The sequence below is a fragment of the Methylobacterium sp. FW102-HT35C08 genome (assembly GCF_058790235.1).
Genome location: NZ_JBYTCL010000002.1, coordinates 485,389 through 507,346, shown reverse-complemented (window position 1 = coordinate 507,346; position 21,958 = coordinate 485,389). Strand labels below are relative to the sequence as shown.

The following is a 21,958-nucleotide window of genomic DNA, read 5'->3' as shown; positions in this document are numbered from 1 at the left end:
CCACCATCACGGGCCGCCGAGCTGGTTGATGTGGTAGGCGTTGAGCTTGACCATCTGCGGGAACGGCCTCACCGGCGGCTCGAATTGCGGCGGCAGGCCCAGGATCGGCGCCACCCGCTCGATCACCTTGCCGGTGACCACGCCGGAGTTCCAGGCCGCCGTGGCGTAGCCGCCGGATTCCGGCAGACCCTGCGGCTCGTCCATGATCGTGACGAACAGGTACTTCGGGTCGTTCATTGGCGCCGCCGCCATGAAGGTCGTGAACAGGCGGTTGTGGATGTAGCGGCCGCCGATCACCTTCTCGGCCGTGCCGGTCTTGCCGCCGACGAAGTAGTACGGGATTGCGGCCTTCTTGGCCGAGCCCTCGGAGGCATTAAGGCGCATAATGTAGCGCATCGCCTCGGAGGTCTGGGACGAGAGCACGTGCGTGGCGCGGGCCTTGTCGTCCGGGTTCGCCTTCAGGAAGGTCGGGGTGATCAGGTCGCCGCCATTGGCGATGGCCGCGACAGCGGCCGCCGCCTGGATCGGCGCCACCGCGATGCCGTGCCCGAACGCGATGGTGATGGTGTTGATCTCGGTCCAGCGGGACGGGACGATCGGCGCCGCGCTCTCGGGCAGCTCGGTGCGCAGCCGGTCGAGCAGGCCCATCTTCTTCAGGAAGGCCTTGTGGCCGGTCACGCCGACGCCGAGCGCCATCTTGGCCGAGCCGATGTTCGACGAGTGGGTGAACACCTCCGGCATGGTGATGACGCGGTTGGTGCCGTGATACTCGTGGATCTTCTGCCGACCCCAGTTCAGCACGCCGCCGCGGGTGTCGAAGGTCGAGTTGACATTGTACTTGCCGGAATCGAGCGCCATGGCGAGCGTCATCGCCTTGAAGGTCGAACCCATCTCGTAGACGCCGACATTCATCCGGTTGATCCGGTCGGGCGAGAGCGCGTCCTTCGGATCGTTCGGGTCGAAATCCGGCATGGAAACCAGCGCGATCACCTCGCCGGTCTTCACGTCGAGGATCATCGAGGCGCCGGCCTTGGCCTTGAAGTGGTCGATGCCCCAGGCCAGCTCGTCGCGCACGGCAAACTGGGCGCGCAGATCGATCGAGAGCTGCACCGGCTTCAGGTCGGCCTGCTTGTTGACCAGCCCGAAGCTGTTGAGCGCCTGGAGGCCGGTGGAGTCGATGTACTTCTCCATCCCGGCGATGCCGATGCCGTCGAGATTGGTCGCGCCCAGGATGTGGGCGGCGGCCGTGCCGTTCGGATAGACCCGCTTGTGGTCGGGCAGGAAGCCGATGCCCGGGATGCCGAGCCGGTGGACCTCGGCCTGCTGCTTCGGGGTCAGCTCGCGCTTGACCCACACGAAGCCGGCGCCGCTCCGGCCCTTGCGCGAGGCCAGCTTGGCCCGCAGCTCGGTGGCGTTGAGTTCCGGCAGGACCGCGGTGAGCAGCTCCACCGCTTCGTCCTTGTCGTAGATGTTGCCGGGCTCGGCGAAGACCGAGACCGTGCGGATGTCGGTGGCCAGGATCTCGCCGTTGCGGTCGACGATGTCGGGCCGGAACGCCGTCGAAGAGGCGGCCGCGACCCTGTGCTCCTGGCTGGGCGGCTCGCCGAAGATCGCCATCATCAGGAGCTTGGCCGAGATCGTCCCGAACACGGCGACGAAGACCAGGCCGACCAGGGCGACGCGCATGTGCGACCGCTCGATCGCCAGTCGGAACATGCTGCGCAGGAACGCTTTGGCCCGCTCGGCGCGATCCACCGGGACGGGCTCGTCCTCTGCGAGGACGCGCGGCGCGTTGGCGGCATGCGCCAGCGCCGCCGCCTCCAGCAGGGCGGCCTCGTGCTCCGCAATATGCGCCTCGGCCGCCTGCGTCTCGGCTGCCGCGTATGCGATCTGGTCGGCGTCTTCGGACACGGGGGATTACCTCGAAGCCGTCGTCGGGGTGCGGGTCGTGGTGACGGTGCGGGTGATCGAGCCGGTCGTGCGCGGCTCGATCGCACCCTTGTCCTTGGGCGTCGCGGTGGCCGCGAGCAGGCGTCCGATCTCGTCGCCGCGCTCGGGACGGGCGGGCAGATCCGAGAGGCGCGCCAAGTGGCTGGTGCCGATCGGCTCCAGGGCGAGATGCTTGTCGACCGCCGCCTGCAGCCGGTCGGGCCGGGTCAGGAGCTGCCACTCGGCGCGCAGCACCGCGATCGCCTGCCGTTCCGCGTGCAGGGCGGTCTGCAGCTTCGACACCTGACCGCCCTGATAGAGCGTGTCGTACTTGATCGAGTAGGCGTAGATCGCCGAGGCGACGAGGCCGGCCACGGCCAGCAGGTTCAGGAGGCGGATCATCGGCGCTGGCCCCCGCGGGCGGCTTCGGGCAGGCTTGCCAGGGCGGTCAGCGCCGCCAGCGGCTCGGGCACGTCGGACTCCGTGCGCTCCGCCGCGCGGAGCTTGGCCGAGCGGGCGCGCGGGTTGCGCGCGGTCTCGGCCTCGCTCGGCAGGACCGGGCCCTTGGTCACGAGGTTGAAGCTGCGGACCACCTCGGCCGGAGCGCCCGGCAGGTGGCGCGACCCCTGCGCGGAGCGGCCGCTGCGGGCCGCGAAGAACTGCTTGACGATCCGATCCTCGAGGGAGTGGAACGTCACGACGGCGAGCCGGCCGCCGGGCGTGAGCACCCGTTCGGCCGCGTGCAGGGCGCGCACCAGCTCGCCGAGTTCGTCGTTCACCGCGATGCGCAGGCCCTGGAAGGTCCGCGTCGCGGGGTGGATGTGGCTGCCGGGCTCCGCCCGCACCACGCCGGCAACAAGCTCGGCGAGCTGCGCGGTGGTCTCGATCCGGCCGCGGCGGCGCGCCTCGTGGACCGCCCGCGCGACGGCGCGCGAGCGCCGCTCCTCGCCGTAATGGTAGATGATGTCGGCGAGCACCGTCTCGTCGGATTCGTTGACGATGTCGGCGGCGCTGGGGCCGTCGCCGCCCATGCGCATGTCGAGCGGGCCGTCGTTGCGGAACGAGAACCCCCGCTCCGGTACGTCGAGCTGCATCGACGAGACGCCGATGTCGAGCACCACCTGATCGGCCTGCGCCACGCCGGCCTCGGCCAGGAGGGTGTCGAGGTTGCCGAAGTGGCCCGGGACCAGGCGGAGGCGCCCCCGCGACTCGGCGACCAGGCTCTGCCCGGCGGCGATCGCCGTGGGATCGCGGTCGATCGCCACGATCTGCAGGGCCGGATCCCGATCCAGCAGGGCGCGCGTGTAGCCGCCCGCTCCGAACGTGCCGTCGACGGCCAGTCCGCCGTCGGTGCTGAGCGCCGCGACCACCTCCTCGAGCAGCACCGGCACGTGCGGCTGAGCCGACGGGGACGAGGCCTCGGACTCGGTGCCGCTGCGCCGGACGGAGGTCGGAAGCTCAGCCGGAGGGCGGCGGCGGGTCATGGGCACCTCCGCCGGGAGACGCAGTCCGGAGCGGAAGGGCGACGCGGACCGGGGAACCGGTCGCGGATGCGGCTCGTGCGTCTCATGATGCCCTGGACCGGGCCGCGCGAGCGCGGCGCGCGTGACGGGAACGGCATCGAATTCGGAGCGCGCAAAACGCCGCGCTCGGACGGGACCCGCACTGAGGCAGGTTGCGCCCGGCGATCCGATACACGCCGTTGACGGGAGGATGCCGGGTATCATGGGCCTCGGAGGATCGTCAACGCACAAGCCTGGCGCTGCCGCGCGATCCGATCTGACCCTGGCAAGGTTAACCGAAGGTTTTCGTCGCGCCGGAAATTTGATCGAACCCGACGTCCGGTTGCGGGGCCCGCGTCGCCTGTAAGGCGCTGGCGGGGCTTCTGTTTTGAGGGCTGGTGGATCAGCCGGCCTGTAAGCCGGGTTCTGTAGGGCCGGAGCGCTTGCACGCCCCGACGTGGCAGCCATTCCTCTGGGACGGTCGTTGCCGACCGCCTCGAGCAACCAACCCGGGCGACTGGCCTGGAGAGCGGGCCTGCCCTTCTCGCGAAGGGCGCGCCGCCCCTATTCGGTCTTGCTCCCGGTGGGGTTTGCCGTGCCGTCCGCGTTGCCGCGTCCGCGGTGCGCTCTTACCGCACCCTTTCACCCTGACCCCGGACGGATCCGGGGCGGTCTGCTTTCTGTGGCACTGTCCCTGGGGTCGCCCCCGCCGGACGTTATCCGGCACCGTCTCTCCATGGAGCCCGGACTTTCCTCCCCGGACGCTCGCGCGTGCGGAGCGGCCGCCCGGCCGGCTGATCCGCGGGCAGATGCGCCCGCGCTGCCGTCCGGGTCAAGGCCGGTTACCAGGTCCCGGTGTTCTCCATCGACGCCCAGGGCTCCTGCGTCGGCTTCGCGCCGCCCTTCTGGAGGATCTCGATCGAGATGCCGTCGGGCGACTTCACGAAGGCCATGTAGCCGTCGCGCGGCGGGCGGTTGATGGTGACGCCCTTCTCCTGCAGCCGGCTGCAGAAGGCGTAGATGTCGTCGACCTGATAGGCGAGATGACCGAAATTGCGCCCGCCCGTGTAGGTTTCCGGATCCCAGTTGTAGGTCAGCTCCACGAGCGGCGACTTCGTCTCCTTCGCGCGCTCGGCGTCTCCGGGGGCGGCCAGGAAGACCAGCGTGAAGCGACCCTTCTCGTTCTCAACGCGGCGGACCTCCTGGAGGCCGAACGTGTCGACGTAGAAGGCGAGCGCCCGGTCGAGATCGGCGACCCGGACCATGGTGTGAAGAAATTCCATCGGGCGACGATCCCTCTGTTGGCGAGGGCTCTGACGGCGCCCTCAGCGGATACGGACATGACCGGCCGTGCCTGGGCGGCATCGGGAGGCGGCCACGAGGGTGGCCGGCCGGTTGCTGCGCTAGCTAGGGCCGCGGCGCCGGTCGAGTAGCCCGCTTCGACGGCAAACGCCCGCTCCGCTCCAGCGAGGCGGACCCGTGGGCCTCCGTCAGGGCTTCGCGAGGCCGATATCGGCGGCCAGTTCCGTCATCCGGTCCTGCGCGGATGCCTTCCGCTCGCTGTAGCGATCGACCAGATAGTCCGCCCGCTCGCGGGTCAGCAGGGTGAACTTCATCAGCTCCTCGCACACGTCGACGACGCGTTCGTAGAGGGGGCCCGGCTTCATCCGACCGTCGTCGTCGAACTCACGATAGGCCATCGGCACGGAGGATTGGTTGGGGATGGTGATCATCCGCATCCAGCGACCGAGCAGGCGCAGCGAGTTCACCGCATTGAAGCTCTGCGATCCGCCAGAGACCTGCATCACCGCCAGCGTACGGCCCTGCGTCGGGCGCACGCTGCCCTCGCTCAGAGGCAGCCAGTCGATCTGGCTCTTCATCACGCCGGTCAGGTTGCCGTGGCGCTCAGGCGAAACCCAGATCTGGCCTTCCGACCAGAGCGAGAGCGCCCGCAGCTCCTGAACCTTTGGATGATCCGCCGTGCTGTCGTCGGGCAGCGGCAGCCCGTGCGCGTCATAGATCCGGACGTCACCGCCCAGGGCCTCCAGCAGCCGGGCCGCTTCCTGCGCCAGGAAGCGGCTGTGCGAGCGCGCGCGCAGCGAGCCGTACAGGATCAGGAAGCGCGGCGCGTGTGTGAACGGTTCGCAGACGTGTAGCTGCGCTGCTGTCGGCACCGGGAGATGCGCCGCGCTGAGATGGGGCAACTCGTCGGTCAGACGAAGCGTACGCGCGGTCGGCTCGGACTTGTCCACGATGCAGCAATCTCGTATGTTCAAACGATGGTTTGAATGTAGAAGTGTAGATGGACGAACCGCAAGCCCTGGCGGCCTTTGTGGCGCTGGGTCAGGAGCACCGGCTCAGAGCGCTGCGCGCGCTGGTTGTGGCTGGGCCGGACGGCATGGCGTCCGGAAACCTTGCCGGGGCGATCGGTGTGTCGCCCTCCACGATCTCCTTCCACCTGAAGGAGCTGCAGCAGGCCGGGCTGATCCGGTCTCGCCGCGCCGGGCGCTCGATCATCTACAGCGCCGCCTACCCGGTTCTCTCCGGGTTGATCGCATTTCTCATGACGGATTGCTGCCAGGGCCGTCCCGAAGTCTGCGCGCCGGCCGTGGCGGCCTTCTCGAACCCCGACCCTGCGGCACGTGAGGTGGACCATGCCTGACAGCGTCTTCGACGTCGTGATCTATCACAACCCATCCTGCGGCACGTCGCGGAACGTGCTGGCGATGATCCGCAATGCCGGGATCGAGCCGCACGTCGTCGAGTACCTGAAGACGCCGCCGAACCCGGCCCTGCTCGTGCAGCTGCTGGCCCGTGCCGGTCTCTCGGTGCGCGACATCCTGCGCGAGAAGGGCACGCCGTTCGCGGAACTGGGGCTCGGCGATCCGGCCATCCCGGACGACCGGCTTCTGGATGCCATCGCGGCGCATCCGGTTCTGCTGAACCGGCCCCTGGTGGTGAGCCCTTTGGGCGTTCGTCTGTGCCGGCCATCCGAGGCCGTGCTCGATCTCCTTCCCCCGCAGCAGGGGGCGTTCATCAAGGAGGACGGAGAGCCGGTGGTGGACGAGCACGGCCGCCGCGTCGGTCTGGCGTGAGGGGCGCCTCTTCGTCGAGGATCGCCGCGACGGGTCGATCTTCGCGCGGCGGTCCCGGCTCGGGGCCGACGCCCTGATGGCCACCCGCGCCGAGCGATGGCCTGTGATCTCCGCCCTCGGCGTGGTGCAGATCCTCGCCTGGGGTTCGTCCTACTACCTGCCCGCCGTGCTGGCCGAGCCGATCGCCCGGGACACCGGCTGGCCGCTGGCCTGGATCGTCGGCGGTCTGTCGGTCGGCCTTCTGGTCGCGGCCGCGGTCTCGCCGCGTGTCGGGGCAGCCATCCAGCGGCGCGGAGGCCGCCCGGTCCTGGCGCTGGCGGCCCTGCTCCTGGCCTCCGGGCTGACGATCCTCGGTCTCGCCCCTGCCCTGCCGGTCTTCCTGGCCGGGTGGCTCGTGATCGGGTTCGGCATGGGTTGCGGGCTGTACGATCCCGCCTACGCGACGCTCGGCCGGCTCTACGGCGCAGAGGCGCGCCCGGCTATCACGGCCCTGACGCTTCTGGGCGGTTTCGCCAGCACCGTCTGCTGGCCGCTCTCGGCGGTCCTGGTGGCGCATGTCGGCTGGCGCGGCGCCTGCCTTACCTATGCGGCGCTGCATCTGACGGTGACGCTGCCCCTCGTGCTTCTGGCGATCCCCGCGGCGCCCGGACACGCCCTCGGGGCCGGCGGCGTGACCCGGCCGGTGCCGCCGCTGGTCGCCTGGCAGCGCCGAGCGGTCCTGCTGATGGCCGGCGTCCTCGTGCTGGGCGGCGCGATCATGGCGCTGGTGTCGGTCCACCTGATCACCCTGCTCCAGTCGCGCGGTGTCGGTCTCGCGGCGGCCGTCGGCTACGGCGGCCTGATCGGCCCGGCGCAGGTCGGGGCCCGGCTGATCGAGATCTCCGGCCGCGGGCGTCACCATCCGCTCTGGACGCTGACCGCCGCCTTCGCGCTCGTCGCCCTCGGCCTGGTTCTGCTGGCGGCGCACCTGCCGGTGATCGGGCTGGCGCTCGTCCTCTACGGCGCCGGGAACGGCGTCTACTCGATCGCCCGCGGCACGGTTCCGCTCGCGCTGTTCGGCCCGGACCACTACGCCGGTCTGATCGGCCGCCTGGCACGGCCGGGGCTCGTCGCGCAGGCGCTCAGCCCGCCGCTGGGAGCCTACCTGCTGACCCGCATCGGTCCCGATGCCCTTTGGGGCGTGCTCGCCCTGCTGGCCGCAGCCAATCTCGGCCTTATCGGCGGCCTGTGGCGCCAGAAGACGCGGTCCGACCGCGTTGCGCCCGGCGGCGCGAAGGACCAGAACGAGCCCGAACCGCACCCGGAGAGAGAGCCGCATGCGCACCGAGACGCCGCCGCTGATCCGCCTCGAGGAATATCGGCCGAGCGACTACCTGATCGACCGCGTCGACCTCGACATCCGCCTCGACCCGCACGCGACCCGGATCCACGCGACCCTGGCGCTCCGCCCGAACCCGGCGGGTGAGACAGGAGCGCCGCTCAACCTCGACGGCGATGACCTGCGGCTGGTCTCGGTCGACCTCGACGGCACGGCCCTCGCGGCCGATGCCTACACGGCGAGTCCGGCCGGCCTGAGCCTTGTCGCGCCGCCCCGGACGCCCTTCACCCTGCGGCTCGTCACCGAGGTCGACCCGACGGCCAACTCCAAGCTGATGGGGCTCTACCGCTCGAGCGGGGTCTACTGCACGCAGTGCGAGGCCGACGGCTTCCGGCGCATCACCTATTTCCTCGACCGGCCCGACGTGATGGCGGTTTATACCACGCGTATCGAGGCGGATCGGGCCGAGGCGCCGGTTCTCCTCGGCAACGGCAACCTCGTCGAAGCGGGATCCGTCGGCGCGGATCGGCATTTCGCCGTCTGGCACGATCCGCACCCGAAGCCGGCCTACCTGTTCGCCCTCGTGGGCGGCCGCCTCGGCAAGGTCGAGACGCGGTTCACCACCATGGACGGGCGTCCGGTCACCTGCGCGGTCTATGTCGAGCCGGGCAAGGAGCCGCGGGCGGATTACGCCCTCGACGCGGTGATCCGCTCGATGGCCTGGGACGAGACCGCCTTCGGCCGCGCCTACGACCTCGACGTGTTCAACGTCGTCGCCGTGTCCGACTTCAACATGGGCGCCATGGAGAACAAGGGCCTCAACATCTTCAACGACAAGTACGTTCTGGCCAGCCCCGACACGGCGACCGACGGGGATTACGCCGCGATCGAGGCGATCATCGCCCACGAGTATTTCCACAATTGGTCGGGCAACCGCGTCACCTGTCGGGACTGGTTCCAGCTCTGCCTGAAGGAGGGTCTCACGGTCTTCCGGGACCAGGAATTCTCCTCCGACATGCGCTCCCGGCCGGTGCACCGGATCGGCGAGGTGCGCTCGCTCCGGGCGCGCCAGTTCCCGGAGGATGCCGGGCCGCTGCGCCACCCGGTGCGGCCCCGGGCCTACGCGGAGATCAACAACTTCTACACGGCGACCGTCTACGACAAGGGCGCCGAGATCGTCCGGATGCTGCGCACGCTGCTGGGTGCCGAGGCGTTCCGGTCCGGCATGGACCGCTACTTCGCCGACAATGACGGGCGCGCCGCCACGGTGGAGGATTTCCTGGCGGCCTTCGCGGCGGTCTCGGGACGCGACCTATCCGCCTTCGCCCGCTGGTACGAGCGCCCCGGCACGCCCCGCCTTGCCGTGACGGCCACCTACGATCCGGCGGCGGCACGCTACGCGCTCCGGTTCGCCCAGAGCCTGCCCGGAGAGGCGGGGCAGGACGGGCCGCCGCTGGTGATCCCGGTCGCCCTCGGTCTCGTCGGCGCGTCCGGCCCGCTCACCGAGGCGAGCTGCCCGGACGTGCGCGACGGCGTCTATGTCCTGGACCGGGCCGAGGCCGAGATCGTTTTCGAGGGCGTCACCGAGGAACCGGTCCCGTCGATCCTGCGCGACTTCTCCGCGCCGGTTCGGCTCGATCTCACCCTCGCCGATACAGAGCGCATGCGGCTGCTCGCGCGGGACAGCGACCCGTTCAACCGGTGGCAGGCCGCCCAGGACGTGAGCCTCCGCCTGATCCTCGAACCCGATCCGGGCCGTGCCGATGCCTTCGCGGCCGCGCTCGGACGATTCCTCGACGACGAGGCCCTGGCCGACCCGGCCTTCGCCGCCCTCGTTCTGGCGCTGCCGAGCGAGGGCGAGGCGGCGGATGCCGTGCCGTCCGATGTCGATCCCGACGCGATCCATCGGGCGCGGCATGACCTGCGGGCGCATCTCGGGACGGCGCTGCGGTCACGGCTCGAGCGCCTCGATGCGGCCCTCGCTCCTGCCGCAGGTGCTGCCTACAGCCCCGACGCGGCCTCCGCTGGTCGCCGATCGCTGCGCAACGCCGCCCTCGACCTCGTCGCGGCGGGCGATCCGGAGGCCGGTGCGGCGCGGGCCGCCGCGCGCCTGGCCGAGGCCACCAACATGACGGACCGCCTCGCCGCCCTCGGCACCCTCGCGCTGATACCCGGGGAGACCCGGGAGACCGCCTTGGCGGAATTCGCCGCGCGCTACGCCGACGAGCCCCTCGTGCTCGACAAGTGGTTCGCCATCCAGGCCCAGATCCCCGAGGCCGGGACGCTGGAGCGGATCGCCCGGCTGCAGAGCCACCCCGCCTTCACCATCACCAACCCGAACCGGGTCCGCGCCCTGATCGGAAGCTTCGCGTTCGGCAATCCGACCCAATTCACCCGGAAGGACGGGGGCGGGTTCTCACGCGTGGCCGAGACGGTTGCGGCCCTCGATTCGGCCAACCCACAGGTTGCCGCGCGGCTGCTGACGGCCTTCGGATCCTGGCGCCGGCTGGAAAAATCGCGTGCCGCCAAGGCGGTCGAAATGCTTAATTGGATCAAGGCGATCCCAGGCCTTTCGCGGGACTCCGCCGACATCCTCGCACGGACTCTCGGAGACGGCTAAGTAGCTGAACTTACGGTAGAAAACTCTAACCGGGCGACCCAGCAACACCGGGTGCCCGTCAATCCCTCGGGCCAAAAAACCCGTGGACAAATGGCCCCCCGAGGTGATTGTATTCACACAGATTCGGGGGGCAGGACGCCTCGACCGGTTCGCAGCTCCCACGGGCGAGGTTCGGCCATGCCGGAGGCGGGTTCCGCTTCCTTCTCCGCGCGTGCGGATTCGAGTCTCACCGTCTCGTGGCCGATGCGGGCGCGGGATCCGCGGCTCGGCCAAGCGGAGCGCTGGTTGCGCTATGCCGTGCCGGGCACGCTCGCGATGTTCCTGGCCTGCCTCGTCGGACTGGCGGCGCTCCACATCCAGGGGCAACGCGCCGAGATCCTGGCCGGCGCGCGTGCCGAGATCGAGGGCTTCGCCCGGCTGGCCGCGCGGGCGGTCGCGCCCGCCGGGACCGTCGCGTCGGACCTCCAGACCCTGATGCCGGAAAGCGGTCGCCATCCGGGCCGGCGCCTGCTGCTGGTCCGGCCCGACACGCGCATCGCCGCCGCCCATCCGCCGCTTCCGGCCGACCTGACGACCCTCGCCCAGGTGCTCGGCGACGGCGAGCCGCTCTCGGGCCTCGGCGAGCGCGCCGGCGCCATGGCTCTTGAGCTTCCGGGCGGCGAGAGCGTGCTGGCCGCGGTGCACAGCCTGCCCGGCGGCGCCGGCCAGGTGGCGGTCCTCCAGCCGGTCGAGCCACTGCTGCGCGGCTGGAGCGCGCGGACCCGCGACCAGATCGTCCTGATCGCGGCTGCGGCCCTGGTCATCGTCGGCGTCGGCCTCGCCTACGGCCTGCAGACCCGGCATGCGGCACGGGCCGACCGGGCCCGTGAGCAGATCCGCGGCCGCCTCGAGACGGCCCTGCGCCGCGGCGCCTGCGGCCTCTGGGATTGGGATGTCGCCCGGGGGCGGATCTACTGGTCCGACTCGATGTACAGCCTGCTCGGCTACCGGCGGCAGCACGAGTACCTCTCCTTCGGCGACGTCAACGGCCTGGTTCACCCCGACGACGGGGATCTCTACAGCCTCGCCCGCGGGCTGGCCGCCAACCAGACGTTCATCGACCACGCCTTCCGCATGCGCGGCGCCGACGGGGCCTATGTCTGGCTCCGCGCCCGGGCCGAGGTCGTCGCGGACGCGGCCGATGGCGGCCGCCACCTTGTCGGCATCGCCACCGACATCAGCGAGCAGCGGGCGCTCGAAGAGACCAACGCGGCGGCCGACATGCGCCTGCGCGATGCCGTCGAGGCGATCTCGGAGGCCTTCGTCCTCTGGGACACCGGAAACCGGCTGGTCCTGTGCAATTCCAAGTTCCGGCATCTCCACGCCCTCAGCCCCGAGGATGCCCAGGCCGGCCGCAGCTACATGGACGTGATGGGCCGGGGCGTGCTGCCGCAGGTCCGCCGTGAATCGCCCGATGCCGGCCGGGCCCTGATCGGAATGACGTCGCGCACCTTCGAGGCCGAACTCGCGGACGGCCGCTGGCTCCAGATCAGCGAGCGGCGCACCAAGGATGGCGGCTACGTCTCGGTCGGGACCGACATCACGAGCCTGAAGCGCAATCAGGAGCAGCTCCTGGCGTCGGAACGGGAATTGATCGAGACGGTCAAGGACCTCAAGCGCTCCCGCCGGACCCTCGAGCTGCAGACCCAGCAACTCGCCGACCTCGCCGAGCGCTACCTCGACCAGAAGGCCGCTGCCGAAGCCGCGAGCCAAGCCAAGTCCGAGTTCCTCGCCAACATGAGCCACGAGCTGCGCACGCCGCTCAACGCCATCATCGGCTTCGCCGACGTGATGGAGAACGCGGTGCTCGGGCCGCTCGGGACCCCGCGCTACACCGAATATTGCCGCGACATCCGGGAGAGCGGCTCGCACCTGCTCTCGATGATCGACGACATCCTCGACATGGCGCGGCTCGAGGCGCGCCGGGTGCGGCTGGATCCCCGCGCGATCTGCGCCGAAACGGCCATCGCGGCCGCGCTCGCGCCCGTCGAGGCCGCGGCCCGCGAGAAGGCCATCACCATCAGCGTCGACGTCCCGCAGGGACTCGACCTGCTGGCCGACCCGAACGCGATGCAGCAGATCCTCGCGAATCTCATCCAGAACGCCCTGAAGTTCACGCCGGCGGGCGGTCAGGTCGTGGTGCGCGCCCGGCGCGCCGGGACACGCACGCACCTGTTCGTCGAGGATAACGGCATCGGGATCCCGCGCTCCGATCTCGCACGCCTTGGTCGCCCCTTCACGCAGGTGGAGACCCAGATGACCCGCAGCCACAAGGGATCGGGGCTCGGTCTCGCCATCACGCGGTCGATGGTCGAGTTGCATGGCGGCTCGCTGCGGATCCGCTCCGAAGTCTCGGTCGGCACCATCGTCCTCGTGCGCCTTCCGGCCCCCAGTGCCGAGCGCTCGGATCAGACCCTTCCTGAGGTCTCCGCCCCTCGCCCGGTCGCGGCAGCCCGGACCGGCCGGCGCGCCGCGCGCCCGGTCGCGGCCTGACGCGCCCTAACGGCGCGGATCCAGGCCGCCGAGGCGAGCGACCCGGCCTTGCTCCGCGTGCCAACGTGCATCCGCCACGGCCCGGGTGAGACGCCGGATGCGCCAGCGGCGGTACGGCGCCAGCATCGGATTGCCGCCGAGCCTGGCCTGATGCCGCTGCAAACGCCGGAGCAGGGCCGGCAATTGTGCCGCGGCCGCGTCGCCGGTGGCGATCTCGATGGCGCGCAGTTCCGCCCAAAGCCCCGCCTTCCAATCTTCCATGACGGGTCCGCCTCCGCGCTGGTATCCCGGTCGAGGCAGCTCGGCCTGTCCGGGCTTTTGAATCGCCCGGGTGCCGCCGCGTCCGCGGCGTGACGGCACGCTGCGAAAACCCGCGGCCCGGTCGGGTGTTTGCTCGCCATAGGATCGGACATGGAGGATACGGACGATGCCATCGCGAACAACCCTGCGCTTCACTCTGGCGACCCTGGTTGGGCTCGCCGCGGGTCCGGCGCTCGCGCAGAGCACCGGATACGTGACAGGTTTTCCGGGCAAGGATCCTGCGGGTGACGAGGAGATCGGCTGGGGGCCAGCCTATCGTCCGGAGACGAGTTTTTCTCAGCCCGGCACACCGCCGACCCCGGGGGAGATCGCCGGCCGCGCCTACCGGGCGCGCACCGGGCACGGCGTCTATGACCGGGTCGAGGGCGACGGTCCGTACCGGAGCCGCTGAGGCCGGCAGCTGGGCCGCGTCGCATCGGCAGGTTGGATTTTGAGCCAAGGCGCCGAGAAGAGAGCGTGTTTCCCTCCCGAAAAGGTCTACGGAAAACACGCCTCAGAATTTCCAGCTCGCCCTGACGAGACGTTCTCAGTCTTGCTCTCCGGATTAGGGCTGCCGAGACGATCCCGCCCCGTCATTCCGGGGCCGCGCAGCGGAGCCCGGAATCCAGAGCCGCCGACGCGGCAAGCATCTGCACCGAGGGTGGTTCTGGCTTCCGGGCTCGCCTTCGGCGCCCCGGAATGACGGCGGGGGTCATCACCATGTGCGAAGGTCGATCGCTGTTAGGGAACAGCGGCCAGGCCCAGGCGACATCCGCTGGCCTCCCTGCTGAAGCCAAAGCTCTGCAGAATCCTCAGCCGCGTCTGTAGAACCGGCCTAGCGCCGCCCGAGGGCGCGCTTGGCCGTGCTGCGCGCCTGCGCCTCGAAACGCGCGAGCCGCAGGCGCCGCTCTAGGGAGAGGGCGTGGCTGCCGGGCGGCACGGCGATGATCTCGGCGATCCGCGTCCGGTCGCGATAGAGGCTTTCCAAGGCCGATCCCTCAAGCGTCGCCGAATCCAGTCGGTCGGCGAAGCCGGTCTCGTGACAGGCGCGCACGATCTCGGCCTCGAGCAGGAGCCCCGGTGCGTGGCTGCGGAGAGTCTCGTCGTAGGCCGTCTTGAGCAGGGTCGCGGTGCCGGCACCGACAAGGGCGAGGCTGATCGCGATGGGGCGCCCGTCAAGGGTCAGCGCATCCGCGCGGACGCCGACCGGACCGGATCCCGCGGAGAACAGGGTGTGGGCAAGCGCGACGGTCTCCGGCCGGCATGCCATGGCCGTGCCGGCCTGTCCTTTCCAGCCCGCGCGCTCCAGGTCGAGAAATGCCGCGACGAGGCGTTCGAGATCCGCCCCGCAGGCGGCGCTCTCGTGTGCGACGGTGCCGGCCTCCGCGAGCCGGCGGGCCCGGCGGCGCAGATCCTTGAACCGCGCGCGGTTCGGATGGCCCGCCAGGAATGCGTCGTGATCGGCCCGCCGCTCCATGACGGGACGATCGAAGTCCGACACCGTGCCGATCGCCCAGCCGCGGGCCCGCATGGCCGCCAGCATGACCGGTCCGGCGCCGTCCTCGGTCGGCAGCAACGGCCACCGCCAGGCGCGCCCGCCGGACGCGGACGCGAGGCCGTCCACCAGGGCCTGCGCGTGCGCGGCCCGGTGTGGCCCGTCGGCGATCAGCGGTGCCGAGGCTGTCATGAACGGAGACAGGACGGGCCGTGCGACCCGGCCGCTAAGCCCGGTGATGTCGCGGGCCATCGTATAGGGCAGGAGCGCGACGAGCTTCGCTCCGTTCCGGATGGTCACGAATCGCAGGCCGTTCGGCAGCAGGCCGGCGCTCCGGTGCGCCGCGATCACGTGCCGCGAGACGTGCGGGTGCGGCGCGACGCCGGAGGCGAACAGGGTATCCCAGTCGGCCGCATCCGGAGGTCCGTCGCAGGCGTGTGACAGACCGAAGCTGCCCTGGGCGGCCGCCGCGACCGGGCTCATCCGACCGCTCCCGCCGACCAGACGGGTGTCGGGAGCCCGTGAAGCTGCCCGGCGGCGCGGGCGAGAAGCCAGGCCCGCGCGACGGTGGCGAGGGCGACCGCCAGGGCGGCCCCGAGCGGTCCGAAGGCCGGAACAAGTGCGAAGCACAGGCCCGCGGCCGCGATCAGTGTCCCGGCGGTGAGGCCGGCGCAGAGGCGCTCGCCGCCCAGCATGGTCAGCAGATCCTCGCCCGGCCCGAACAGGCTCGCCGCGACGCTTCCGGCCAGGAGCACGCACAGGATCGGCACGCTCGCGCCGAGATCCGCGCCGAACATCGCCAGGAGCAGCGGGCTCGCGGCCAGGATTGCGCCCCCGACCGCGAAGGTCGCGGCCGCCGTGGTCCGTCCCTGGCGCCGGACCAGTTCGGCCAGCAGGAAGCGGTTGGCCTGGGCCTGGGCGGCGCTGTAGCGCTGAAGCGTCGCCGCGCTGATCGCGAAATGCACGAACACGACGAATTGCTGGATGCGCGTCGCCGCGAAATAGAGGCCGACTTCGGCCGGGCTCACCAGCGCCCCCAGCACGATCACGTCGACGAAGGTGAAGCCGGCATTGGCGAGGTCGATCGCGGCGATCGGCAGGCTGACGCCGAGCCAGTTCCGCCAGCGGTAGCGGTGCGGGCCCGCGGGAAGGGCCTTCCGGAGCCGTGCGGCGAGGAGGCCGGCCTGCAGCGCCGTCGCGGCGGCCGCGGCGGCCAGCATGCAGGCCATCGCGACTTCCGCGCGCGGCGGCGCGCCGACGAGGACGGCCCCGGCCATGCAGGCCATCATCAGGGTCTGCCGAAGCAGATAGGGCGGCGCGATGGCGAGACCGACCCAGTTCTGGCTACGCGCCACGCCCTCCAGATAGTCCTGAAGCGCGAAGAACGGCATGACGCAGAGGGCGACCGCGATCGGCGCCCGGTAGGCCGGCGCGAACAGGTTCGGCTCGAGGATGAGCAGCGCCGCGCCGAGGCCCGCGACGGCGAGCGCCGCACCGCCGGTCATCAGCGCGCCGGCCCGGATGTAGCCGCGCGCCAGGTCGAGATCGCCCTGCGCCTGATCGCCCGGCACGAACCGGCAGGCGCCCTGCGACAGCCCCAGGGTCAGGGTATGGCCGAGCATCGCGGTCCAGACCCAGACGGAGGCGAAGATGCCGTAGGCATCCCACCCCATCAGCCGCGCCGCCAGGACCTGGGAGCCGTACGCGAAGCCGGCCGAGCCGACCCGGATGGCGAAGACCGTGAGGGCTGCTCGCTGCGGTCCGCTGCGCAATCCGCGGAGGCGTCTCATCGCGCGGGCGGGGAGAGCCGTGGCTGACACTACGCGCTCCGCGCCGGACCCGGGTCCGGCGGGACGCCGACCTCTGGTTGTCGGATCTAGCCCGGGGCGCGTTGCGGCTCGGTTAAGGGCTGTGTCGACGGATTGGCCTTCGGCTCCGCGGGCACGTCCATCCGCATCAGCGAGGTGGCGATCGTCAGGGCCACGTGCTCGGCCATGCACCGCAGGCCGAGATCGTTGAGCCGGAACTGGCGCCCGAGCATATGGCCTTCGCCCTTGTCGCTGCGCCGCGACAGGTACCGGAGGGCCTCGTAGCGCCGCACCAGCGGCACCTGCTGCTGTGTCGCGACCGTGCGCACCGCCTCGACGATCCGGTTGTAATCCGCGTCGGCCGCCATGCTGGCGGTGTAGAGCGGATCGACCAGCACCACGTCGATTCCGTGAGACCGGATCCAGGCGACCGCCTCGTTGAGCGCGCTCGCGAAGGCGTCGGCATCGACGCGGGCGATGGCGTCGTGCGTCCCCACCTGCCAGACGACCAGATCGGGCTCGGCCTCGGCCACCATGGTGCGGACGCGCTCGGCGGCTCCGGAGGCGATCTCGCCCGGCAGGCCGCGGTGGTCGATCACGACGTCGACCTTCGGAAGCGCCTGTTCCAGGGCCGCTTCCAGCTTCGCCGGATAGGAGGCCGACGCGCCCGGTGCCGCGCTGCCGCCGATCGCCAGGATTTTGATCGGCCGGTTCTCCGTCAGCGCCGCCTTGACGCTCCCGAGCTTGGCGGCCGTGTAGAGCTGCGCACCCGGGACGCGGCATTCCATGGACAGATCCGGCTCGCCGGATCCGGCATCGGCGGGTTGCTGGGCGACGACCGGTGCGCCCAGGATCGCCAGCAGGATGGCTGCGGCCCCGAACAGGCCGGTGCGGAGCGGCAACACGGAGCGACACGCCTGCATCACGGGCGCGGTCGTGACGACTTGCTGCGGCTGCGCCATTCGACGAACCATGCCGTAAACCCCAGCCCCACGAGGCCCGAGCCGGCGACCAGCATATCGATCAGCAAGCCGCCGCCGGTCTGAAAACGCACGAGCTGCCCGATCAGGCTCAGGATCGAGCCCATCGAGAAGACAGCCAGGGAGTTCCGGCCCATCTGAGAGAGATAACCGGCGATGCGGCCGATTCGCGGGACCAGTACTGCGTAAAGCGGTGCAAACGCTAACAATACCCCCAGAAAATGAACCAGTCGGGCCGGCGTCAGATAGGTTTTCTCGAAAGTGAAGAGCAGGCGCGGCTCCGGCACCACCATCGGGTCGGGGCGGATCTCGGTCACGGCGAGCACGATCCCGAGGAGCACGATGGCGATGCCGGCGGGAAACAGCCGGCGCGACCAGCGGCGCAGGGCGTCGGAGCGCAGGTTCCAGCCCTGGAGCACGAAGCCCAGCACCAGCAGGAGCTGCCAGCAGAGCGGGTCGAAGAACCAGTCGCCCTCGCCGGGCCAGGACGGCACGTTCCACTCGAACACGAGGCTCGCGAGATAGATGCTCCCGGACAGCGCCAGGGCCGCGATCAGGCTGAAGCGGCCGACCAGCACGAAGACCGGCGCGACGCCGATGAGCAGCACGTAGAGCGGCAGGATGTTGAAATAGCCGAGCTGGTAGGTCAGCAGGGCCATGCCGCAGACGGACTGGATCGGGTCCGCGAAGAACCCGCCCGCATTGTGCCATTCGAGGATGAGCGGGTTGTCGAGCAGCAGGGCCGCGCCGGCGATGATCGCGAGCGCCAGCAGCATCACGGTGAGCTGGGCGCGGTAGACCTCGACGGTGCGCGCCAGGAGCCGCACCACGCTGCGTCCCGGCGGCTCCGGCACGCCGTCGCGCCCCCGCGTGGCGATGCCGATCGACCAGCCCGCCAGGAAGACGAACAGCTCGGCCGCGTCCGAGATGCCGTACTGCGAGAAGGTGTACCGCTCGAAGGTATTGCCCGGGATATGATTGATGAAGATCGTGACCAGGGCGAAGCCGCGCCAGAAATCGATCGCGTTGGGGTCCCGCATCGTCGCGGCGGCTCCGAGGTTCCGGCTCTTCAGATCGTCGACGGGCGGCTGTCGGCCCCTGATAAGGGGCCGCGCCGGGTCTGCAAAGGCGGACGAAGGTGGAGGACGTGCGCCGCGTCGAACCCGGCGGTCACGGTCGCGTTACGCTCCGGCACGGAGCCCTTCGCACGATGACCCGCCCGATCACGATCCTCGGTCCCTCGATCCTCGCTCTGCTCCTGATGTCGGCCCTCGATCCGGCCCAGTCTCAGACCGGCACGGGCCGCGGTCCCGCCTCGACCGCAGCCGCGCCGAACACCTCGTCGGTCGGTCGCGTCATGCCGCCGAGCCGCGGCGCCGGGGCGGCCATGCCGAACGCCAGGCGCGACCGGACGAAGCGCGAGGTTCAGAACGACCGGCTGATGCGCGGGATCTGCATCGGCTGCAACGCCCGGTGATCCAGCCCGGACTGTCGACCGTCGGTCGGACCGCTACTTGCCCCGGCGCAGGCGCAGGTCGTCCTCGCTCTCGCGGGCGAGCCGCAGCAGGTTCTGGCCGTAGGCGGTCTTGGCGAACATCTCGCCGCGGGCCACGAGCTGGTCGCGGGTGATGAACTTCTGCAGGTAGGCGATCTCTTCCAGGCAGGCCACCTGGAGGCCCTGGCGGTGCTGCAGGGTGCGGACGAACTCGCTCGCCTCCAGCAGGCTGTCGTGGGTCCCGGTATCGAGCCACGCGTAGCCGCGCGACATCCGCTCGACATGAAGCTGGCCGCGCTGGAGATAGGCCTCGTTGACGCTGGTGATCTCCAGCTCGCCGCGCGGCGAAGGCTTCACGTCGGCGGCGATGTCGAGCACCTGGTTGTCGTAGAAGTACAGGCCTGTGACCGCCCAGGTCGATTCCGGGTTCTGCGGCTTCTCGACGATCTTGGTCGGGCGGCCCGACTTGTCGAGGTTGACCACGCCGTAAGCCTGCGGGTTGTCGACGTGATAGGCGAACACCGTCGCGCCCTGCCGACGCGCGGCCGCCCGCTCCAGAAGCTCGCCCATGCCGGCGCCGAAGAACAGGTTGTCGCCGAGGATCAGCGCCACGTCGTCGTCGCCGACAAAGTCGCGCCCGATGACGAACGCCTGGGCGAGGCCTTCCGGCCGCGGCTGCAGCGCGTAGGAGAACTGAAGCCCGAACTGCTCGCCGGTGCCGAACAGCCGCTTGTAATTGTCGAGATGCTCGGGCGAGGAGATGATCAGGATCTCGCGGATGCCGGCCAGCATCAGCACCGAGACCGGGTAGTAGATCATCGGCTTGTCGTAGACCGGCAGCAGCTGCTTGTTGATCGACAGCGTGGCCGGGTGCAGCCGCGTGCCGGAGCCGCCGGCCAGAACGATGCCCTTCATGGCTTGGAAACTCCCTCTGAGACCGGCCCGACGAGCCGGTCCAGGATGTCGTCGAGCGCCGCCTGCCAGGGCCGCGGCGCGACGCCGTAGGCGTCCGTGAGGCTGTCTGTGGACAAGCACGAATTGGCCGGCCGCCGGGCCGGGGTCGGGTAGGCGGAGGTCGGGATACCCTTGACCGGCACCGCGCGGCCGCCGCGGCGGGCCGAGCCCGCCACGATCGCCTCGGCGAAGCCGCGCCACGTGGTGTCGCCCGCGTTCACGCAGTGGAACGTGCCGGTGGGTGCCGCCGCATCGGTGGCCAGGCGCCGCGCAATCACCGCCAGCGCGGCCGCGAGGTCGGCGGCGGAGGTCGGGCAGCCGTGCTGGTCGTCGACCACGGTCAGGGCGTCGCGCTCGGCCGCGAGCCGCAGCATCGTCTTGACGAAGTTGCCCCGGTGCGGGCTCACCACCCAGGCGGTCCGGACGATCACGTGGCGCGGGTTGCCGGTGCGCACCGCCAGCTCACCGGCGGCCTTGCTGGCCCCGTAGACGCTCTGCGGGTCGATGGCTTCGTCCGGCACGTAGGCCCCGTCCGGCTTGGTGCCGGCGAACACGTAGTCGGTCGAGACGTGGACCAGCGGGATCTGCCGCGCCGCCGTGGCGGCCGCCAGGATCGCCGGCGCGAGCGCGTTGAGGCGCCACGCCGCGACCACGTCGGATTCGGCCTTGTCGACGGCCGTGTAGGCGGCGGTGTTGATCACGACCCGATAGTCCCGAGTCGCCAGCGCCGCCGCGACGGCGTCCGGGTCGGTGATGTCGAGCTCCGCGCGGCCGGGCGCGTGAACGGACATGTCGCCGGGCCAGGACAGCGCCTGCAGTTCGGTGCCGACCTGGCCGGCGCCGCCGAGGACGAGGATGTCCATCAGCCGTTGAGTCCCAGGCGCTCGCCCTTGTACCGGCCCTCGCGGATCGGGCGCCACCAGCTCTCGTTGTCGAGGTACCACGCCACGGTCGCCTCCAGCGCCTGCTCGAAGGTCTTCTGCGGGCGCCAGCCGAGCTCGGTCTCGGCCTTGGTGCAGTCGATGGCGTAGCGCCGGTCGTGGCCCGGACGGTCGGCCACGAAGCTGATCAGCTGCTCGTGCGGGGCGTTCTCGGGGCGCAGCCGGTCGAAGGCCGCGCACAAAGCTTTCACCACCGCGAGGTTGTTGCGCACCGCGCGGCCGCCGAGGAGGTAGGTCTCGCCGATCCGGCCGCGCTCCAGCACGGCGACGAGGCCCTTGGCGTGGTCCTCCACGTGGATCCAGTCGCGCTCGTTCAGGCCGTCGCCGTAGACGGGCAGCTTCTTCCCCTCGAGGGCGTTGAGGATCATCAGCGGGATCAGCTTTTCGGGGAAGTGCCGCGGCCCGTAATTGTTCGAGCAGTTGGTTACCAGCACCGGCAGGCCGTAGGTCTCATGCCAGGCGCGGGCGAGGTGGTCGGAGGCCGCCTTCGAGGCCGAGTACGGCGAGCGCGGATCGTAGCGGCTGTCCTCGGTGAAGAACGCGTCCGGCGGCAGCGAGCCGTAGACCTCGTCGGTGGAGACGTGGAGGAAGCGGAAGGTCTTCTTCTCGGCCTCCGGCAGGGCCTCGTAATGGCCGCGGGCGCCGTCGAGCATGGTCTGGGTGCCGATGACGTTGGTGCGCACGAAGGCGCCCGGATCGGTGATCGAGCGGTCGACATGGCTCTCGGCGGCCAGGTGCATCACCGCCTGCGGCTTGACGTCGGCATAGGCCTTCTGGACGGCATCGCGGTCGCAGATATCGGCCTCGACCAGGCGGTGGCGCGGGTTGTCGGCGAGCGTGGCCAGGGAGACCGGATTGGCCGCGTAGGTCATCGCGTCGAGGGTGCAGACCTCGTGGCCGAGGTCGTTGACGAGGTGCAGCACCAGCGCCGAGCCGATGAAGCCGCAGCCTCCGGTCACCAGGATGCGCATGGCGAATAACCCTCTTAT

19 protein-coding genes, 1 other RNA gene and 1 pseudogene are annotated in these 21,958 nt (G+C 70.6%); 7 read left to right on the top strand and 14 right to left on the bottom strand.

What is annotated here, in order from left to right:
* Positions 1 to 6 precede the first annotated feature (6 nt).
* The 6 genes from AC3WSN_RS02505 to arsH form a co-directional block, all read right to left on the bottom strand.
* Positions 7 to 1,848, bottom strand: a complete 1,842-nt coding sequence (locus tag AC3WSN_RS02505; RefSeq protein ID WP_373622884.1) for a peptidoglycan D,D-transpeptidase FtsI family protein — start codon at positions 1,846 to 1,848, stop codon at positions 7 to 9.
* Positions 1,849 to 1,917: 69 nt separating this feature from the next.
* A complete protein-coding gene (gene ftsL / locus AC3WSN_RS02500; protein WP_192708515.1) occupies positions 1,918 to 2,331 on the bottom strand; it encodes a cell division protein FtsL in 414 nt (137 codons plus the stop codon).
* Positions 2,328 to 3,413, bottom strand: a complete 1,086-nt coding sequence (rsmH, locus tag AC3WSN_RS02495) for a 16S rRNA (cytosine(1402)-N(4))-methyltransferase RsmH (RefSeq protein WP_492536115.1) — start codon at positions 3,411 to 3,413, stop codon at positions 2,328 to 2,330. The genes ftsL and rsmH overlap by 4 nt, the downstream gene beginning before the upstream one ends.
* Before the next feature lie 417 nt (positions 3,414 to 3,830).
* An RNA gene (gene rnpB, locus AC3WSN_RS02490) (RNase P RNA component class A) lies at positions 3,831 to 4,229 on the bottom strand.
* Positions 4,230 to 4,273: 44 nt separating this feature from the next.
* Positions 4,274 to 4,714, bottom strand: a complete 441-nt coding sequence (locus tag AC3WSN_RS02485) for a VOC family protein (protein WP_492536113.1) — start codon at positions 4,712 to 4,714, stop codon at positions 4,274 to 4,276.
* Positions 4,715 to 4,921: 207 nt separating this feature from the next.
* Positions 4,922 to 5,683, bottom strand: coding sequence for an arsenical resistance protein ArsH (arsH, locus tag AC3WSN_RS02480; protein ID WP_492536111.1), 762 nt, complete (start codon positions 5,681 to 5,683; stop codon positions 4,922 to 4,924).
* A 50-nt stretch (positions 5,684 to 5,733) separates the two neighbouring features.
* Here arsH and AC3WSN_RS02475 point away from each other — a divergent pair, with 50 nt between their 5' ends.
* The 5 genes and pseudogenes from AC3WSN_RS02475 (at position 5,734) to AC3WSN_RS02455 (ending at position 12,996) form a co-directional block, all read left to right on the top strand.
* Entirely contained in the window at positions 5,734 to 6,093 is a 360-nt protein-coding gene (locus AC3WSN_RS02475) for an ArsR/SmtB family transcription factor (RefSeq protein ID WP_492536109.1), read from the top strand.
* A complete protein-coding gene (gene arsC / locus AC3WSN_RS02470; protein ID WP_492536107.1) occupies positions 6,086 to 6,526 on the top strand; it encodes an arsenate reductase (glutaredoxin) in 441 nt (146 codons plus the stop codon). Before AC3WSN_RS02475 ends, arsC begins: the two co-directional genes overlap by 8 nt.
* Before the next feature lie 76 nt (positions 6,527 to 6,602).
* Positions 6,603 to 7,835: pseudogene (locus AC3WSN_RS02465) on the top strand (MFS transporter); the annotation flags it as partial.
* A gap of 7 nt (positions 7,836 to 7,842) precedes the next feature.
* A complete protein-coding gene (gene pepN, locus AC3WSN_RS02460; protein ID WP_492536105.1) occupies positions 7,843 to 10,464 on the top strand; it encodes an aminopeptidase N in 2,622 nt (873 codons plus the stop codon).
* A 177-nt stretch (positions 10,465 to 10,641) separates the two neighbouring features.
* Entirely contained in the window at positions 10,642 to 12,996 is a 2,355-nt protein-coding gene (locus tag AC3WSN_RS02455) for a PAS domain-containing sensor histidine kinase (RefSeq protein ID WP_492536103.1), read from the top strand.
* A gap of 6 nt (positions 12,997 to 13,002) precedes the next feature.
* On the opposite strand, the gene AC3WSN_RS02450 is transcribed toward AC3WSN_RS02455, so the two are convergent.
* On the bottom strand, positions 13,003 to 13,257 hold the full coding sequence (locus AC3WSN_RS02450) for a hypothetical protein (RefSeq protein WP_192708783.1): 255 nt from the start codon (positions 13,255 to 13,257) through the stop codon (positions 13,003 to 13,005).
* Between the two features lie 166 nt (positions 13,258 to 13,423).
* Here AC3WSN_RS02450 and AC3WSN_RS02445 point away from each other — a divergent pair, with 166 nt between their 5' ends.
* Positions 13,424 to 13,708, top strand: coding sequence for a hypothetical protein (locus tag AC3WSN_RS02445; RefSeq protein ID WP_492536100.1), 285 nt, complete (start codon positions 13,424 to 13,426; stop codon positions 13,706 to 13,708).
* 423 nt (positions 13,709 to 14,131) lie between these two features.
* Here the strand turns inward: AC3WSN_RS02445 and AC3WSN_RS02440 are convergent, their stop codons facing one another.
* The 4 genes from AC3WSN_RS02440 to AC3WSN_RS02425 all read right to left on the bottom strand — a co-directional run bounded on the left by AC3WSN_RS02440 (position 14,132) and on the right by AC3WSN_RS02425 (position 18,619).
* A complete protein-coding gene (locus AC3WSN_RS02440) occupies positions 14,132 to 15,274 on the bottom strand; it encodes a GNAT family N-acetyltransferase (RefSeq protein ID WP_192708507.1) in 1,143 nt (380 codons plus the stop codon).
* Positions 15,271 to 16,581: a lipopolysaccharide biosynthesis protein gene (locus tag AC3WSN_RS02435; RefSeq protein ID WP_210331778.1), complete on the bottom strand. Its 1,311-nt coding sequence runs from the start codon at positions 16,579 to 16,581 to the stop codon at positions 15,271 to 15,273. The genes AC3WSN_RS02440 and AC3WSN_RS02435 overlap by 4 nt, the downstream gene beginning before the upstream one ends.
* An 86-nt stretch (positions 16,582 to 16,667) precedes the next feature.
* A complete protein-coding gene (locus tag AC3WSN_RS02430; RefSeq protein WP_492542988.1) occupies positions 16,668 to 17,387 on the bottom strand; it encodes an SGNH/GDSL hydrolase family protein in 720 nt (239 codons plus the stop codon).
* 134 nt (positions 17,388 to 17,521) lie between these two features.
* A complete protein-coding gene (locus AC3WSN_RS02425; protein ID WP_192708504.1) occupies positions 17,522 to 18,619 on the bottom strand; it encodes an OpgC family protein in 1,098 nt (365 codons plus the stop codon).
* A 170-nt stretch (positions 18,620 to 18,789) separates the two neighbouring features.
* Here AC3WSN_RS02425 and AC3WSN_RS02420 point away from each other — a divergent pair, with 170 nt between their 5' ends.
* On the top strand, positions 18,790 to 19,056 hold the full coding sequence (locus AC3WSN_RS02420; protein WP_492536098.1) for a hypothetical protein: 267 nt from the start codon (positions 18,790 to 18,792) through the stop codon (positions 19,054 to 19,056).
* A gap of 33 nt (positions 19,057 to 19,089) precedes the next feature.
* Here AC3WSN_RS02420 and rfbA read toward each other — a convergent pair whose 3' ends face one another.
* From rfbA to rfbB, 3 genes are read right to left on the bottom strand one after another with little or no spacing between them, the layout of a single operon-like run.
* Complete coding sequence (gene rfbA / locus AC3WSN_RS02415) at positions 19,090 to 19,989, bottom strand: glucose-1-phosphate thymidylyltransferase RfbA (RefSeq protein ID WP_238196579.1); 900 nt, start codon at positions 19,987 to 19,989, stop codon at positions 19,090 to 19,092.
* Complete coding sequence (rfbD, locus tag AC3WSN_RS02410) at positions 19,986 to 20,891, bottom strand: dTDP-4-dehydrorhamnose reductase (protein WP_492536095.1); 906 nt, start codon at positions 20,889 to 20,891, stop codon at positions 19,986 to 19,988. Before rfbD ends, rfbA begins: the two co-directional genes overlap by 4 nt.
* Positions 20,891 to 21,940 (bottom strand): dTDP-glucose 4,6-dehydratase, encoded by a 1,050-nt coding sequence (gene rfbB / locus AC3WSN_RS02405; RefSeq protein WP_492536093.1) that lies wholly within the window; start codon positions 21,938 to 21,940, stop codon positions 20,891 to 20,893. Before rfbB ends, rfbD begins: the two co-directional genes overlap by 1 nt.
* Positions 21,941 to 21,958: the final 18 nt, after the last annotated feature.

Bases quoted from the DNA above. Each gene is read 5' to 3' on its own strand.
- ftsL (WP_192708515.1), bottom strand. From the start codon at position 2,331: ATGATCCGCCTCCTGAACCTGCTGGCCGTGGCCGGCCTCGTCGCCTCG.
- rsmH (WP_492536115.1), bottom strand. From the start codon at position 3,413: ATGACCCGCCGCCGCCCTCCGGCTGAGCTTCCGACCTCCGTCCGGCGC.
- AC3WSN_RS02485 (WP_492536113.1), bottom strand. From the start codon at position 4,714: ATGGAATTTCTTCACACCATGGTCCGGGTCGCCGATCTCGACCGGGCG.
- AC3WSN_RS02475 (WP_492536109.1), top strand. From the start codon at position 5,734: ATGGACGAACCGCAAGCCCTGGCGGCCTTTGTGGCGCTGGGTCAGGAG.
- arsC (WP_492536107.1), top strand. From the start codon at position 6,086: ATGCCTGACAGCGTCTTCGACGTCGTGATCTATCACAACCCATCCTGC.
- pepN (WP_492536105.1), top strand. From the start codon at position 7,843: ATGCGCACCGAGACGCCGCCGCTGATCCGCCTCGAGGAATATCGGCCG.
- AC3WSN_RS02455 (WP_492536103.1), top strand. From the start codon at position 10,642: ATGCCGGAGGCGGGTTCCGCTTCCTTCTCCGCGCGTGCGGATTCGAGT.
- AC3WSN_RS02450 (WP_192708783.1), bottom strand. From the start codon at position 13,257: ATGGAAGATTGGAAGGCGGGGCTTTGGGCGGAACTGCGCGCCATCGAG.
- AC3WSN_RS02445 (WP_492536100.1), top strand. From the start codon at position 13,424: ATGCCATCGCGAACAACCCTGCGCTTCACTCTGGCGACCCTGGTTGGG.
- AC3WSN_RS02440 (WP_192708507.1), bottom strand. From the start codon at position 15,274: ATGAGCCCGGTCGCGGCGGCCGCCCAGGGCAGCTTCGGTCTGTCACAC.
- AC3WSN_RS02435 (WP_210331778.1), bottom strand. From the start codon at position 16,581: ATGAGACGCCTCCGCGGATTGCGCAGCGGACCGCAGCGAGCAGCCCTC.
- AC3WSN_RS02430 (WP_492542988.1), bottom strand. From the start codon at position 17,387: ATGGAATGCCGCGTCCCGGGTGCGCAGCTCTACACGGCCGCCAAGCTC.
- AC3WSN_RS02425 (WP_192708504.1), bottom strand. From the start codon at position 18,619: ATGCGGGACCCCAACGCGATCGATTTCTGGCGCGGCTTCGCCCTGGTC.
- AC3WSN_RS02420 (WP_492536098.1), top strand. From the start codon at position 18,790: ATGACCCGCCCGATCACGATCCTCGGTCCCTCGATCCTCGCTCTGCTC.
- rfbA (WP_238196579.1), bottom strand. From the start codon at position 19,989: ATGAAGGGCATCGTTCTGGCCGGCGGCTCCGGCACGCGGCTGCACCCG.
- rfbD (WP_492536095.1), bottom strand. From the start codon at position 20,891: ATGGACATCCTCGTCCTCGGCGGCGCCGGCCAGGTCGGCACCGAACTG.
- rfbB (WP_492536093.1), bottom strand. From the start codon at position 21,940: ATGCGCATCCTGGTGACCGGAGGCTGCGGCTTCATCGGCTCGGCGCTG.